This window comes from Achromobacter sp. HZ34, assembly GCF_002209485.1.
GTDB lineage: Bacteria > Pseudomonadota > Gammaproteobacteria > Burkholderiales > Burkholderiaceae_B > Bordetella_C.
In genome coordinates, this window is record NZ_NJIX01000003.1 from 134,530 (window position 1) to 150,187 (window position 15,658).

At 64.4% G+C, this 15,658-nt stretch carries 12 protein-coding genes; 2 read left to right on the forward strand and 10 right to left on the reverse strand.

The annotated features are described in order from the left end of the window. Positions 1 to 808: 808 nt before the first annotated feature. The 3 genes from CEY05_RS12760 to CEY05_RS12770 all read right to left on the reverse strand — a co-directional run bounded on the left by CEY05_RS12760 (position 809) and on the right by CEY05_RS12770 (position 1,866). The gene (locus tag CEY05_RS12760) at positions 809 to 1,087 is read right to left on the reverse strand and encodes a BrnA antitoxin family protein (RefSeq protein ID WP_088598717.1); all 279 of its coding nucleotides are present in this window, start codon (positions 1,085 to 1,087) and stop codon (positions 809 to 811) included. Next, positions 1,059 to 1,340, reverse strand: coding sequence for a BrnT family toxin (locus CEY05_RS12765; protein WP_088598718.1), 282 nt, complete (start codon positions 1,338 to 1,340; stop codon positions 1,059 to 1,061). The genes CEY05_RS12760 and CEY05_RS12765 overlap by 29 nt, the downstream gene beginning before the upstream one ends. A 256-nt stretch (positions 1,341 to 1,596) precedes the next feature. Then, the gene (locus CEY05_RS12770; protein ID WP_088598719.1) at positions 1,597 to 1,866 is read right to left on the reverse strand and encodes a metal/formaldehyde-sensitive transcriptional repressor; all 270 of its coding nucleotides are present in this window, start codon (positions 1,864 to 1,866) and stop codon (positions 1,597 to 1,599) included. A gap of 209 nt (positions 1,867 to 2,075) precedes the next feature. Here CEY05_RS12770 and CEY05_RS12775 point away from each other — a divergent pair, with 209 nt between their 5' ends. Then, positions 2,076 to 2,972 (forward strand): nickel/cobalt efflux protein RcnA, encoded by an 897-nt coding sequence (locus tag CEY05_RS12775; protein WP_088598720.1) that lies wholly within the window; start codon positions 2,076 to 2,078, stop codon positions 2,970 to 2,972. 145 nt (positions 2,973 to 3,117) lie between these two features. Here the strand turns inward: CEY05_RS12775 and CEY05_RS12780 are convergent, their stop codons facing one another. The 3 genes from CEY05_RS12780 to CEY05_RS12790 all read right to left on the reverse strand — a co-directional run bounded on the left by CEY05_RS12780 (position 3,118) and on the right by CEY05_RS12790 (position 7,172). Then, positions 3,118 to 4,521, reverse strand: coding sequence for an MmgE/PrpD family protein (locus tag CEY05_RS12780; RefSeq protein WP_158219331.1), 1,404 nt, complete (start codon positions 4,519 to 4,521; stop codon positions 3,118 to 3,120). A 135-nt stretch (positions 4,522 to 4,656) separates the two neighbouring features. Beyond that, on the reverse strand, positions 4,657 to 6,015 hold the full coding sequence (locus tag CEY05_RS12785; protein WP_088598722.1) for an MmgE/PrpD family protein: 1,359 nt from the start codon (positions 6,013 to 6,015) through the stop codon (positions 4,657 to 4,659). Between the two features lie 125 nt (positions 6,016 to 6,140). After that, positions 6,141 to 7,172: a tripartite tricarboxylate transporter substrate binding protein gene (locus CEY05_RS12790; protein ID WP_088598723.1), complete on the reverse strand. Its 1,032-nt coding sequence runs from the start codon at positions 7,170 to 7,172 to the stop codon at positions 6,141 to 6,143. A 509-nt stretch (positions 7,173 to 7,681) separates the two neighbouring features. On the opposite strand from CEY05_RS12790, the gene bioB reads away from it, so the two are divergent. Continuing rightward, positions 7,682 to 8,752 carry a biotin synthase BioB gene (bioB, locus tag CEY05_RS12795; protein WP_088598724.1) on the forward strand — a complete coding sequence of 357 codons (1,071 nt, stop codon included), beginning with the start codon at positions 7,682 to 7,684 and terminating at the stop codon, positions 8,750 to 8,752. A 21-nt stretch (positions 8,753 to 8,773) separates the two neighbouring features. On the opposite strand, the gene CEY05_RS12800 is transcribed toward bioB, so the two are convergent. From CEY05_RS12800 to CEY05_RS12815, 4 genes are all read right to left on the reverse strand, one after another. Further along, complete coding sequence (locus CEY05_RS12800) at positions 8,774 to 10,246, reverse strand: MFS transporter (RefSeq protein WP_088598725.1); 1,473 nt, start codon at positions 10,244 to 10,246, stop codon at positions 8,774 to 8,776. 87 nt (positions 10,247 to 10,333) lie between these two features. Then, positions 10,334 to 10,837: a peroxiredoxin gene (locus CEY05_RS12805; RefSeq protein WP_088598726.1), complete on the reverse strand. Its 504-nt coding sequence runs from the start codon at positions 10,835 to 10,837 to the stop codon at positions 10,334 to 10,336. A gap of 111 nt (positions 10,838 to 10,948) precedes the next feature. After that, on the reverse strand, positions 10,949 to 11,767 hold the full coding sequence (locus tag CEY05_RS12810; RefSeq protein ID WP_088599192.1) for a dienelactone hydrolase family protein: 819 nt from the start codon (positions 11,765 to 11,767) through the stop codon (positions 10,949 to 10,951). A gap of 156 nt (positions 11,768 to 11,923) precedes the next feature. Next, complete coding sequence (locus CEY05_RS12815; RefSeq protein WP_088598727.1) at positions 11,924 to 15,451, reverse strand: DUF748 domain-containing protein; 3,528 nt, start codon at positions 15,449 to 15,451, stop codon at positions 11,924 to 11,926. Positions 15,452 to 15,658 lie beyond the last annotated feature (207 nt).

Genomic DNA, 15,658 nt, shown 5'->3' on the forward strand with positions numbered 1-15,658 from the left:
AGATTGTGCCCGTGTTCACCGCGCAGCACTCCGGACAGGTGATGGTATAAATTCCGCATCCTACTTGCCGCCCGACTGTCTATGGTCCCCGATCCCGAAACCGTAAGAGAAATAGCCAAGGCAACGAAGGCCACCGCAGAGACAACAGGTAAGGTGATTGATGCCGGCCGGGATGCTGGCAGATTCATCGCTAAATACATCGGGGGTTCACTTGATCAGGGCATGGGAATCTTCGAAGACAAGCTGAAGTACATGCGTTGGGAGCGTCAAGTCCGGCTCATGCGCCGTGCAGCAGAAGTAGTAGCGGCGAACGGCTTTGGGGGGAACCCACGCGGCCCTTGCCGCTGAAATTCGCCATACCATTCTTCCAGGGGCCCTCCCTTGAGGATGATGACAGCCTCCAAGACAGGTGGATCAATCTCTTGTTGAACGTCGCTTACGAAGCAAGTGGCGTTGACGCCCAGCGCGCGTACATACACACCTTGGAACAGCTCAATCCGCTAGAGGCCACCTTGCTAGAGAAGATTTACGCTTTCCCTTTTCACGGCCCAGGCGGCGGCGTGGTCACCGCGAAGTTGCCGCATGGCGCGATACAAGATACTGGCAGTCCCACTGCTTCCTTCCTACCTAGCGAAGATGTTTGCGTAGCCTTACAACATCTTTATCGCCTTGGCTGCTTAGCGTTCCAGTACACAGCGGACGGGGGGCAATTCTTGCCCGTCGCCTATCCGACGCTTGTACTAAATCATTCCCATGCGTCGATCGCATGCTGCGATGGCGGTCGGCCGATTACGGAACCTTCACGAACTCAAGCGACCCGATGCGTGCTCAGCCACTCACGAAGCGCCAGGTCGACACGGGCTTGCCAGCCTGTGCCGGTGGCTCGAAAAGCATCCAATACATCTGGTGAGAGTCGGATCGTGACGGTTCGCTTCGTCGGGGCTTTTTGAGGCCCACGCCGGCGCATACCAAGCTTTGCCTGCACCGCTTCAGGCAACACCTCTGACGCCGGACGCGCTCGCTTGAACTCCGCTTCCGTCCATTCGGGATTTTCGTGGTCAATCAATTCTGGGTCGGGCTTCTTCATAGCGCGCTTTCTCCCTGCCATTTGCCTTGCGTAAGCTGATTACTCGTATGTCATCACCACGCATCGTGAAGACCAGCATGTGCAGACGATTTTCGATGGTCCCAAGTGCTTGATACCGCGCCTCGTTATATTCGCGCCTGTTGTCCACCAGGATAAGTGCGCTATCCCAATCAAAACGATGAACAAGCCCAAAAGACAACCCTCGTTGATCGACGTTCTTAACGCTTTTCGCGAAGTCATAGGTAATGGCCATCAAATCGTACGTACAAATTGATCCATAGTCAAGCAGCCCCGTTTTGGAGTCAGCTCCCCTCCACCGGCCCCAATCCGGGCATTGGTGGTCAGGATTTCTACGTAACAAAAACAGCTCCAAGCTCTCGGCGTGCCAGTGACACCGGACATCTACGCCAGGACATCTCGCCGCAATGAAATGAGCCCTCCGGGGAGGGCTCGACGGCTATCTTTGACGCAAACGGACCGCTGCGGACACCGCCGTGCCCCCTCCCGGACTATTTGAGATACGACTTGATCGCCTGCATGACGATGTCCAGGTCGTGTTGGCGCTGGTTCACGTCAGGCTCGTGGACGACGTGGTCGTGCAGGTGGCCTTCGATGATGGTGCTCATGAAGCCATTGACCGCACCGCGCACCGCGGCCGCCTGCTGCAGGATGGCGCCGCAATCTTCTTCCTGATCGAGCTGACTCTCCAAGGCCGCTACCTGCCCCTTGATGCGCCGGACGCGCGCGAGCAGCTTGGCTTTGTCGCGAATGGTGTGCATGGGGTCGCCTCGGAAGATAAACGGCTGAAATGCCGCATCAAGAGCGTGGAAATTAGCACGCACTATACTAGGGGGGAGTATATTCCAGGTGTCGTTTCTGAAGGCGCGGCAATGACGCCTTGGCAGCAACGCATTGACGTCGATGTGCCAGCGCCTGTGCGCCGGCCCCGATTCCCATTCCCTACCCGCAGGACGCCTGCCCTATTTCCATGGCTGATTTCTCGATACTCCTGCAGCAAGGCAATGCCTGGCTCTTCCTGCCCAGTGCCATCGTGCTCGGCGCGCTCCATGGGCTGGAGCCAGGGCATTCCAAGACGATGATGGCAGCGTTCATCGTGGCCATACGCGGCACGATGACGCAGGCCGTGCTGCTGGGCCTGTCCGCGACGCTGTCGCATACGGCGGTGGTGTGGGCCGTGGCGATGGCTGGCCTGTACTTCGGCCGCAACTGGGACGCGCAGGCCAGCGAGCCCTATTTCCAGATTGTCTCGGGCGTGTTGATCATCGGTGTCGCGGCATGGATGCTGTGGCGGACGTGGCGCAACCAGCGACTGGCCGACAGCCATGATCATCATCATGGACATAGCCATCATGGCCACGATCATGAACACAGCCATGATCACGAGCATGCGCATTCCGCGGACCATCAGCATGGTCGCAGCCAGGATGCCGGCAAGCCTGCCAGCAGCGCCGCGGCCTTGGGCGAATGGGAGGCCACTGCCCCCGCCTATCAGGATCCGCATGAAAAAGCGCATGCGGACGACATCCGCCGCCGCTTCGCCAACCGTGAAGTCACGACCGGCCAGGTGATTCTCTTCGGCCTGACGGGCGGCCTGATCCCCTGCCCCGCCTCCATCACCGTGCTGCTGCTGTGCCTGCATCTCAAGAAGGTCGCACTAGGCGCCACGCTGGTGCTCGGCTTCAGCATAGGCCTGGCCCTTACCCTGGTCGCTTCCGGCGCCCTGGCCGCCCTCAGCCTGCGCCACGCTGCCCGCCGCTGGAGCGGCTTCGGCGAATTCGCCCGCAAAGCCCCCTACTTCTCCGGCATCGTCATCACCCTGGTGGGCGTCTACGTGATCTACCAGGGCGCGACAGCATTGGCTTGAGGTGCGTGGGCCTTTCGGATGCCTCGCCAAGCAGGAAGGCAACAGTGGAAAGCAGAACAGACAAGGGGGGCCACTAACGACAAGTTAGTGGCCCCCCTTCGCTTGTAGCCGAGCGATCGAGCCATGGCCGCTCCCGGCCGCCAAGCTACGCTGCCGGTTGCATCAACGCCGTGAACGCGCGGGCGTCGTGGGACTTTTCCAGGGACCAGACGGTGTCGCACAACGTGCGGGACTGGGCTTCGCCCAGGACCGGCGTGAGCAGGCCCATGGCTTTGGTCTGGACTTCTTCCTGGGTCATGGGGTTCAACGGCGTGCCGCGCACCGCCTTCGTGTGCTCGATGACGGTGCTGCCGTCATTCAGCGTGATCTCGACGATGCCCTGGCGGCTGGGCATGGCCTTGGACAACTCGTCATCGCCCTCCAGCGTGATCAGGGCCCGCAATGCCAGCACGCGCGGATCCTGCATGCGGGCCCGATCATGCGCCGAATGGAAATCGATATTGCCGTCGATCAGCATGGTCGCCACCAGATGCTGCAGGCATATCTCCGGCATGTCGCGGTTGTTCACGATGGTCAGCGACTCATGCGGAATGCGCACACGCACCGCCTTGATGGCGTCCGGCTGCAACTGGTGGCGATGCACCAGCGTATGCGTCGAATCCAGCGGCGCCTGGATAGGCGAACCCACCGTCCAGCGCTTGATGCTGGTGCCGAGGATTTCATAACGGCTGCCCAACTCGCGCCCCAGGGCCAGGCGATCGGGATCGTCCCCGAACGCATGATAGAAATTGCGCTCGCCGGAAAACACATCATCGACACCCGTGCACCCGCTGGCCACCATGATGGCGGCGCTCACCCCATTGCGCGCGGCCATGCCGCCGAAGTCGAAGGACTTTTCGATATGGTCCTTGTCGCGCATCCAGCACGCCACCCCGGACGCCTGTTGCGCCGCATAGGACATGACGTGGCGGCATTGCGTTTCATCCAGGCCGGCCAAGGCGCCCGCCGCCGCGGCAGCACCGAAATTGGGGCCGAAGGTGTGGGTCGAATGCCCCGCCACCCGGAAGGCATACGAATGCAGCGACAGCGTCAGGCGCGCGCAGATGTCGTAGCCCAGCACCATGGCGCGCAACATGTCCTGCCCGCTGCGGCCGAAGAACTCGGCCGCGGCCAGCACCGCCGGCACGATGCCGCAACCAGGATGGGTCAATGACGCCGCGTGGGAGTCATCGGTCTCGTCGGCATGCGCGAACATGCCGTTGGCCAGCGCCGCATGCACCGGCGACGTGTACAGGCGCGTGCCGGCCACCGCCGACCGCGTGCCGGTTTCACCCAGCGCCTTGATGTAGGCGATCGCCGCGCTGCCCGCCTTCATCTGCGCGCCCGACACCATGGACGCGATGGTATCCAGCATGTGCGCCTTGGCCTTGTCGACCACTTCCGCCGGCAGCGGCTGCTTGAGCGCGCGTGCCAGATAGGCAGCCAGCTCGGGCATGGGGGTCAGGGCGTCCTGGACGGGATCGGCTTTCTTGCTATGGCTCTTGGTCATTCCTGCATCCTTGCAAATGCGAAGGGTGCGTACCGGCGCAACACGCCATCGGCACGCACCCGTACGAGTCATCTCTTGCGCACGAGCGCAACGCGTCTGCGTCGCACTCGTGCATCTCTCGGCAGGCTCCGGCGCTTACGCCAGCAGCGCAACGAATTCGCGCACGTCGGACAGTTTCTCGAATTCCCACGTGGCCTTGGCAATGGCGGCCGCCTGCGCGGCATCGCGCGCGCCATCCGCATTGGCAAGGAACTTGGCCTCGATGGCGGCATCCGACATGGGGTTGTCCGTCGTACCGGTGGCATGCTCGACCAAGGTCTCGACCACCTCGGCCCCGCGCTTGACGCTGCCCCAGGCCTGGTCGCGCCGCAGGTTCTCGTCGACACCGATGGTGATCTTGCCGCGCAAGGCCGCGACCGTTTCATCGGTAGCGCGCGCGTCGGTGTATTGGGCAATGCCCGCCGCACCATCGATCATCGCCACGGCAGCGCTGTGATAAATGCTGAACTTCGAATGCAGGCCGGTCGTCGGTGCCACCGTGCCGGTAATCGTCACGACAGCGGGATTGACCTTCAACTCGACCGCATCGATGCCATCGAGGCGACCGCCCAGTTTGGCGCGCAGCTGGATCATGGCGTCGATGGCGGGATGCAGCACCACGCCGCAGGCGTAAGGCTTGTGCCCGTTGGTGGCGATCATCCATTCCTGGCCCAGGCCGGCCGTCATGCGTTCCAGCGCCGAGGTCTTGCTGTAGATGCGCGCGAAGCCGCGCTTGCCCTCGACGATTTCCTCGGTGCTGTCGAAACCCTTCTGCGCCAGCAATGCCGCCAACAGGCCATTGGCGGCAGCCTTGCCGGCGTGGAAGGACTTGCACATGGTGCCGCGATTCTGCTGCATCCCGGCCGCCTGCGTGCCGGCGATGCCCAGCGCATGCGTCATGCGCTGCGCGTCCAGGCCCAGCAGCTTGCCCACCGCCGCGGCCGCCGCGAAGGTACCCAGCGTGCCGGTCAGGTGCCAGCCACCGGGATGATGCTCCGGTGCCGCCTGGCCGATACGCACGCCGGCCTCGAAGCCCGCCACATACGCCGCGATGAACGTGCGCCCATCGACCGGATGCAGTTGCGCCGCCGAGAACAGCGCCGCCAGCACAGGCGAGCTGGCGTGCAGGATGACGCCCGCCATGTGCGTGTCGTCGTAGTCCAGCAGATGCCCCATCTGGCCATTCATCAAGGCCGCGTCGGTGTGCGACAGGCGGGTGCCGCGCGCCAGCACGTCGGCCTTCTCCGCGCTGCCGTTCTCCGTCAGCGCCGCCAGCAGCTTGTCCAGCGTGGGATGGCGGTAAGCGGCGAACGCGCAACCCAGCCAGTCGAGGATGCCGCGTCGCGCCGCCTGCACCACATTGGCCGGCAGTTCGTCGTAGGTGAAACGCGCCAGGAAGGCGGCCAGGTCCTGGGTGTAGGCGGGACCATCGCCGCTGCGGATATGCATGCCCATCGTGTCGATCTCTTTAGAATTTCAGTCTTGCGGATTACGCCTGCGCGGATTGCTGACTTGAGGAGCAATGGCCCCGCAAGAACGGGGCCTTGCAAATCCAGGTCCGGCAAATCCGTCGCGCGAATTCAATTCGCCTTGATGTTCGCGTTCTTGATCACTTCGGACCAGCGCGCGGTTTCATCGTCCAGCATCTTCTGCGCCTCGGCGGCATCGCCCTTGGCCGCTTCCAGGCCATAGTTGGCCAGCTGCTTGCGCATGTCGTCCGAACGCATGCCCTGCTGGGCCTTCTGCTGCAGCGTCTTCAGCACATCGGGCGGCACGTTGGCCTGCACATAGACACCGTACCAGCCGGTCACCTGGTAGCCCGGCAGACCCGCTTCGGTCAGCGTCGGCACGTCAGGCAACTGGCTGGCGCGGTCGGCGCTGGTGACAGCCAGTGCGCGCACCTTGCCACTGCTCAACATGGGCTTGGCTTCCATCGTCGACGAGAACATGAGGTCGACTTCACCGCCAAGCAGGGCCGTCATCGCCGGCGATGCACCCTTGTAAGGCACATGAACGATGTCCACGCCAGCCTTGGTCTTGAACAGCTCACCGGCCAGGTGGATGGCCGATCCGGTACCCGCGGACGAATAGTTCATCTTGCCCGGATGGGACTTGGCATTGGCGATCAACTCGGCCACCGTCTTGATGGGCGAATCGGCGCGCACCAACAACACATAAGGCGTGGTGCCGACCAGCGCGACGGGCGCGAAGTCCTTGGGATTGATATTCGACTGCGGGTACAGCGCGGGTGCCGATGCCAGCGCGATATTGCCCAGGAGCAACGTGTAGCCATCCGCCGGGGCGTGTTCGGCGAACTGGATGCCGATGGTGCCCCCGGCGCCAGGCCGGTTATCCACCACTACCGATTGACCCAGGGCCTTGCCCAGTTCCAAGGCAGCCGGACGGGCGGCGCCATCCACCGCGCCGCCGGGCGCGAACGGGACGATCAGGCGCAGGGCATGGTCGGGATACGCAGCATGGGCCGGCGCGGCGGCCAGGCCCAGCATCGAACAGGCCAGCGCGAACAGCGTGGCGGGAGCAATCAGGCGACGAGTGCGGCGGGGTGAGGGACAGGATTGGGCGACAAGGCTGCCGGTCGGCGCGGGGTACATAGCTATCTCCGATGATGACTGTAATGATCGGCGGGATTATGGGGGCGTCTTGTCTTGCCGGAAATGCTGTGATGCAGAATAGGTGTTCACGATTTGTGACGACTTTGCCGGCCAAGTCCATTCAATTGACGGTAAGAATACCTTTACTCGCAGAATTATGGTATGCCGTTTATGGTATTCCATAGTACGCCACAGGGGTGCGCGGCGCTCCGCTCCGCATCCTTGCAAAGGGGATGCAGGAATTCGCGTCCCCGCGACGGCTTCCTTCTAACTGCCCAATCCCGACGCCTCGCAGATACGAAAAGAAACAATTAAAGGGCAGGAAAAAATGCCGCGCATTGGCGACGCGTTAGCGCATCGGCTACGCCATCTTCGCGTTATCGCCGATTTCATCGCGCAATGGATACCCAAAAAATGGCTTTCCAGCCCTTTGCCTTGAAGGATTTTTTATTTCTACGATCGGCCCGCCTGGCCACTCCCGGCCTGATGACGGAGCCCCGATGAACCCGATGCTGAACGATCCGCCACTGAACGATCCGCCACTGAATCCGTCCGCCGGCGCTGCTGCCCGCAAGTGGCTGGTCAAGGACATCCTGGCGCTCTACGAACTCTCCTTCGCCGACCTGCTGCATCGCGCCCAGACCGTGCACCGGCAGCATTTCGACCCCGCGGAACTGCAGCTTTCCAGCCTGCTGTCGATCAAGACGGGCGGCTGTCCGGAGGATTGCGGCTATTGCTCGCAGTCCTCTGCCCACGATGCGGGCGTCAAGGGCCAGCCCTTGATGCCGCTGGAGGAAGTCGTGGCCGCCGCGCGGGCGGCGCGTGACCAGGGCGCGCAGCGCTTCTGCATGGGCGCGGCCTGGCGCTCACCCAAGCCGAAGCAGATGGAGGCGGTGGCGCGCATGATCAGCGCGGTCAAGGACCTGGGCATGGAGACCTGCGTCACGCTGGGCATGCTGGACGACGGACAGGCGCGGCAACTGGCCGATGCCGGCCTCGATTACTACAACCACAACCTGGACACGTCGCCCGAGTTCTACGGCAGCATCATCAGCACCCGCACTTACCAGGACCGCCTGGATACGCTGGAAAACGTCCGGGCCACAGGTGTGAAGGTGTGCTGCGGCGGCATCATCGGGATGGGGGAAAGCAGGACGGTGCGGGCGGGATTGATTGCGCAACTGGCCAACCTGGATCCGTATCCGGAGTCCGTGCCGATCAATCACCTGATGCCCATTGCCGGCACGCCGCTCGCGGACGCTCCCCCGCTGGATGCCTTCGAGTTCGTCCGCACCATCGCGGTGGCGCGCGTCACCATGCCGCGCGCCGTGGTGCGCCTGTCGGCCGGGCGCGAGACCATGGACGATGCCACGCAGGCGCTGTGCTTCCTGGCCGGGGCGAATTCGATGTTCTATGGGGAGAAATTGCTGACGACGGGCAATCCGCGCCTGCAGCACGACCGCGAACTGCTGGCGCGCCTGGGCATGCGCGCGGCGGGCGCGCAGGCAGCGGGTATGCAAACGTCAGCCATACAAACGGCTGCTACGCCGGCAGCAGACGTGCAAACGGCGCGTAGGTAGCCGTGGGCACGCCGCCGGCAACTACAGCGACGGCGGCCGCGCGCCCTTGCCGGCCGCCGGGTCCGGCGCTTCCGCCGTCCCGGTGACGACACCCGCTTCCGGCCCCGCGGCCGTCGCATCCGCGGCGGTGGACGTGGCGGGACCACTCACACCTTCCACGATGCCGTCCGCCGCGCCATCGACAGCCCCTTCCGTACGGGCCGGTTGCGTCGCGGCGGCGGCATCCGGCTCCACCATCTCCAGGTTCTCGTCGACCGCGGGATCCACGCGCGGGTCCAGCGTGGCAACCGCCGCCGGCGAACTCTGCAAGGTGTCGGGCATGGGCACGAAATGCACCGGCGCGGCGTCCACCTGGTGCTCACCGGTGACGCGGGCAGGACGCACGCGCCACACCAGGATGACGGCACAGGCCGTAACGAACACGTAGTACATGTTCGGCCCGGCCCAGGACATCAAGGCGCCGGCGATCAAGGGGCCGACACAGGCGCCGATACCGTAGGCCATCAACAGGATGGCGCTGAGGCCCACGCGCTTCTCCGCCTCGACGTGGTCGTTGGCGAAGGCCGCGCCCAGGGGATAGAAAGTGAACTGCAGCACGCCGAACATGCACGACAGGATCAGCATCAGCCAGTAAGGCAGGTCGACCCATCCCCACATCACCAACGTGAACACCGCCAGGATGAGTGCGTTGCAGCGTATCAGGCGCGCGCGGTTGATACGGTCGGACAGCCAACCCATGGGGAATTGCGACAGCAGGCCCGCCGTCACCGACGCCGCCACGTACACGGCCACCTGCGACGTGCTCATGCCATGCCGGGCGGCGTAGACCGGCACCAGGCCATAGAAGGCGCCCGACAGGTTGCCGGCCATGAACAGGACCGTCAGCGACAAGGGCACGCGTTTGGCGAAGAATTTGATGTCCAGCGGCGCGGGCACCGGCGTGGCCGGGTGGGTACGCGCGGTCAGGGCGATGGGCACCAGGCACAGCACCTGGAAGATGGCCACCAGCGTCAGCGGCCGCAGGTCCAGGGTGCCGTACAGCGTCAAGGACAGCTGCCCCAGCACCGTGCCCAGGCCGGACACCAGCATGTAGACCGAAAACACCCGGCCGCGCAGCCGGTTTTCCGTCTGCTCATTGAGCCAGCTTTCCAGCACCATGAATTGCGTCACCATGGCGATGCCGGCGATCAGGCGCAGCACCAGCCACAACGGCAGCACCTCGAACGAGGCCTGGGCCAGCACCATGGTGGCGGATATCGCCGCACAGGCCACGAATGCGCGGATGTGCCCCACGCGTATCAGCAGCTTGTGGCCCAGGCGGGCACCGCAGACCAGGCCGAAGTAGTAGCCCGCGATGAGCAGGCCTACCCAGAAGGCGCTGACGGACTGCGCGGTCAGGCGCAGGCCCATGAAGGTATTGAACAGGCCGGACCCGCAAAGCATCAGCAAGGCGGCGGCATAGAGCGAGGAAAACGAGTTGAGTGTCGAGTACATTTGCCTGTGAGCCGCGCCTGCGCAAAGCACCGGCGCGGAACGGATCGGGCCGACCGCGCCACCGCGTTCGGCCCGGGATGAAACCGATCAGGCCTGGCCGAGCATCGTGGCGGCGTCGCTGACCTCGAACTTGCCGGCGGCTTCGACGTTCAGCTTCTTCACCACGCCGTCTTCCAGCAGCAGGGAATAACGCTGCGAACGCACGCCCATGCCGCGCGCATTCAGGTCCAGCTCCAGGCCCAGAGCCTTGGTCCAGATGGCCGAGCCGTCAGCCAGCATGCGCACCTTGCCGCCGGTGTGCTGCTCGCGGCCCCAGGCGCCCATGACGAACGCATCGTTGACCGCCACGCACCAGATCTCATCCACGCCCTTGGCCTTGAGCGCATCGGCGCTCTCGACATAGCCAGGCAGATGCTTGGCCGAGCAGGTGGGCGTGAAAGCGCCCGGCACGGCGAACACGGCGATCTTCTTGCCCTTGACCAAGTCGGCGACCTGGAAAGCATTGGGCCCCAGCGCGCAGCTGTCGGTCGCGGTTTCGATGAATTCGGTCAGGGTGCCGTCCGGCACCTTGTCGCCGACTTTGATGGTCATGACTATCTCCAGAAGTGAAACGCGGACGGGTTTGTCCGCGTTCGAAATTTTCCCTACATGGTAGCGCCTGCGCGCCCCCGCCGTCGAAGGCAACCGTGCCCAAACCGCGGCTCACTTGAATTTATGTTCCTTGAACCAGTCCAGCGCACGCTGCCAGGCCTGCTCGGCATCTTCCTTGACGTAGCTGGGCCGATAGTCCGCGTGGAAAGCATGGCCCGAGTTCGGATACACGTCGATCACCGACGCGCGCGCGGCCTTGTCGCCCTTCTCCAGCGCGGCGCGCATCGCCGCCACGTCGTCCTGCGTAATGCCGGTGTCCTTGCCGCCGTAGGCGCCGCGGATGGGCGCATGCAGCTTGCCCGCCAGATCGACCGGGAAGTGCGGACGCAATTGCGGATCGGTCTTGCCGCGCAGGGGGCCGTAGAACGCCGCGCCCACTTTCAGCTTGGGGTTGTGGGCCGAGTACAGCCAGACGAAACGGCCACCCCAGCAGAAACCGATGATGCCCAGCTTGCTGCCGTCGCCGCCATGGCTGGCCGCCCATTGGGCGGTCGCGTCCAGGTCCGACATCACGTCGGCGTCCGGCACCTTCTGCACGACCTCGGCCTGCAGCTTGGCGATCTCGGTGTACTTGGACGGGTCGCCTTCGCGCGCGAAGAGGTTCGGGGCGATGGCCAGGTAGCCCTGATGCGCCAGGCGCCGGCAGATGTCCTGGATGTATTCGTGCACGCCGAAGATTTCCGACACCACCAGGACGGTGGCCAGGTGCTTCTTGTCCTTGGGCGCGGCACTGTACGCCCACATCTTGCCGTCCTTCACGGGAATTTCGACCGGGCCGGCCGTCAGGCCTTCGGCACTGGTCTTGATCACGGACTGGGCGTTCACCGGCCCCGCCGCCGCGGCGAAACCGCTGGCGATGGCGGTGGCCATGAAGCCGCGCCGGTTCAGCCGCAGCGGGGGAAGAAGGCTATCCAAATGCTTGTCGTCGCTCACTGAACACGCTCCTGTTCGTTAGGGATACCGATCCCGGTGCTGATGACCATGCCGAATGCGCAGGCAGCATACGGCTTTTTTCCTGCACCAGGATCAACGTTTGAGGGAAAACTCGACGCGGCTGGGGGCGTCCTTGTCCTTGATGCCTTCGGCCGACAGTTCCGGCGCGACCACGAACACGCGGTCCGCGGGCGCCCCCTGCGCCTGCAGGGCTTCGTAGACCGCCTGCGCCCGTGCGTCCGCCAGCCGGCGCAATTGCTCGTCGCTCACCGGAGCAGCCTTGCGCAGCATGTCTTCCATCTGCTCGGGCGGCAAGGACTTGGCCATGCCAATGAAGTTGCGCGGCTTGTCGTCCAGCTTGGTATTGCCGTAGACCGTTTCCAGATACTTGTTGCGCTCGGCCGCCGACAGGGGCGCATCGCCCAGGCGCGCGCTCTTGCCGCTGGCGCGCGCCGCGGCAGTGCGGATGCGCTGGTCCACATAGGCTTTACGCAGCCCCGCTTCGTCCGTGACCGGATCGGCGCGGCCGGTGATGTCCATCTGCAGCGAAGGACGATCGGCCAGGGCCGTGGCCAGCTTCTTCAGGCGTTCGCGCGCCGTGTCGTCCAGCTTGTCGCTGCCGGGCGCGAACGTCACGTAGGACAGTTCTTCGCCGCCGCCACCGAAGGCGGATGCCAGCAGGCTGAAGGGCGACGTCACGGCCTTGACCACCAGGTTACCGACCACGCCAAGGATGATGCGGCCGACCGAGAAGCTGGGATCGTCCAGCGACCCCGACACCGGCAGGTCGATGTCGATGTTGCCGTTGCGATCCTTCAGCAGGGCCACCGCCAGCATCACCGGCAGGGTCGTGGCGTCCTTGCTGTTGGACTTCTCGCCGAAGGTCAGCTGGTTCAGCAGCACATGGTTGCTGGCCGACAAGGCGCGGTCCTTGATCTTGTATTCCAGGTCCACCGACAGTTTGCCGCGCTTGATCGGGTAGCCGACGTACTTGGAGGAATAGGTGGTGAAGCGCGGCAGGTCGACACCACGCGCCGTAACCTTGAGATCCAGCGTCAGGAACTTGGCGAAAGGATTGACCACGCCGCTGATGGAAAGCGGCGCCGTACGATACACACGGCCATTGACGCTGACCTTGGCAGGCTGGGGATTCGTCGATGACAAGGTCGAGACCGAGCCGGCGACACTGGACAATTCCGCCGTGTAGTTGGGTTTGACGAAGCGGTCGTTGAAGGTGGCGCGGCCATTCTTCAGCGTCACGCTACGCACCGTGATGTCCGGCAGGCCACCGCCGCTGGATTTGGCCGCAGGCGCCGGCCGCGGCGCGGAGCGGGTCTGCGTATCCTGGGTGATGGAGCCGCCCGCCTTGCCGGGTTCCGCCACCAGGTCCAGCACGTTCAGACGGCCTTCGCCATTGAGCAACACATTGCCGTAGAAGTCGTCGAGCACGATATCGCCCAGGTCCAGGCGCGGCTTGTCGCCCACGACCTGGATGGCCATATTGGTGAAGCCCAATGTCTTCCAGGCCAGGAAGTCGGCGCGATTGACGCGGTCCAGCAGATTCAGGTCGTCGACGTTGACGGCGCCGGTCCAGCTGGCCTGCATGGGCTTGCCGCCCGCCGCCGCCGCGAATTTGGCCTCGCCCTTGGCGCCCACCGAAATGGAGCGCACGGTGGCGTTCAGGCTGGAAGCGGCGTAGGGCGCGAAGCGCGCCAGGTCCAGCTTGGACAGATCCACCTTGGCGTTGACCTGCAGGGGTTGCAGGGTGAAGCTGCCTTGCGTGGCCAGCGCGCCCTGGCCCAGCAGGCCGTCGGCCTTCAGGTCGAAGTTCGATGAACCGGAACCCAGAGTCCATTTATCGACGTTCAGCGCCAGGCGTTTCAGGCTGACATCGACGGCGGGAGTCATGCTTTCGTCGCGCGCGGCGATATCGGCCGCGTCGACCTTGATGCCGCTGGCATTGACCGCCAGCACGTTATTGCGGTCGGCCACATTGACCTGCGCCGACACGCCTACCGTACCGCTTTGCAGCAGCACCGGCGTGGCGTTGCGCACGGCCTGCGCGAAGGGCGCCAGCGGCAGGCTGGCGGCGCGCACGTCCAGGTCCAGGGCGAGCGGCTGCAGGATCAGCTTGCCGACGCCGCGCAGCTTGGCGCCGTCGGGGTTGTCCATGGTCAGCCACAGGCCGATGGGTTGGTCCTTGGGCTGCGGCAGGCGTACTTGCTGAACCGTGACGTCCAGCTTGTCCAGGGCGTAATCGACCTTGGTCGCGGCATCGCGCAGATGCAGATTGCCATTGCCGATATTGACGGCGCCGATGGTCAGTTGCCAGGGGGCCGCCGTCGTCGGCGGCGGCGACGTGGCTGGCGCGGGCGCTGGATTCGCGCCAGCCGCTGCGTTGGCAGGCGCGTTGGCGGCACCGTTGGCGACAGCTGGCCCACCGACCGCTGCAGCCTTGTCCGCGGCAGCCTTGTCTGGGGCCGCGGACGCAGGCACCACCGTCTTCACGGTGGACACCTTGGCCGGTCCTTCGGTCTTGTCGCCGGCGCTCAGGCGCTGGAGCTTGTCGATGATGTCCAGCCAGTTGACCCGCTGGTTGGCATCGCGCCGGGTCTGGATGCGCGGGTCGAGCAACTCCACTTCACCCACCGTCGCGGTACGCCCGATGACGTCCAGCTCCACCTGCCGCACGCTCAGGCTGCGCCAGGCCACCAGGCTGTCATCGGAACTCTCGCGCAGGTCGAACTCGCGCACGCCCAGCCCGCCGGTGATGTGCAGCTTGGTCGGCGCGTCATGCGGCTGCTCGAACACGATGTGCAGATCCGAATCCAGCAAGCCATGCTTGAGCTTGACCGGCAGCGGCTCAGGCCAGGCGTCGGCCCACTGGTCCAGCGCCAGTCCCGTGAACACCACGTCCAGCGTGGACCCCGGCACCTTGTCGAAGGGCCGCGCCGTCCCGTGCAGATCGAAAGGGCTGCCATTGATGCGCGCGTGAAAACGCGGCAGCACGTCGATATCCGTGGCATAGCCGAAGTTCGAAATGAAAGGCAGGCCCAAGGTGATCTCGTCGATGACCTGCTTACGCCCCGTGACCTTGTCATCCAGCGTGATGCTGCCACCCTTCAGCAACATGTTGTTGAGCGAGAACCGCGGCAGCGGCTTGTCCTTGTCTTCCTCCGGCGTGGGCGGCTGGGCCGCGGCCATGTCGGCCACCTTCTGCTGGACGTCGGAGAAATTGAAGCGGGTCGGGCCCTCGCGCACCAGGGCCACTTTGGGCTGGTGCAGTTCCAGGTGATCGACCACCGGTGCGAACCAGACCAGCGACCGCCAGGCGACGCTGGCGTAGGCCTCGTTCACCGCCAGCAGCGGCGTCTCCGAGCCGGGCTGCACGACCTTCAGGTCGTGCACGCGCAGCGACAGCGTAAAAGGATTGAAGGAAATCTTGCCGACCTGCACCTCACGGCCCAGCATTTCGGCAACCTGCCCCGTCAACGCCTTGCGGGTGAAATTCGGCACCTGCCACGCCGCCAGGGCGAAGACCAGGAGCACGAATCCGACGATACCCAGAACGATGTGGCCGAGCCGCCGCGACAGTCGTATCCTGGGCATCCGCAAAGACATTGATGATCTCTCCTATGGGCTACGGGGCAATTATCACCCCCGACGCAGGTGCGCGTCCATTATGATGACAGCCGCGCCGCCGCAAGGGTTCACGGCGTCACGGGTTCCAGGCGGAGCGGTGTTTTACGCCGGTCCGCGCGCCGTCGGCAGCAGCGGACGGCGAACCCGAATAGTGTCCGAATTCCGTGTCCCCGTCCGTCTTTATAC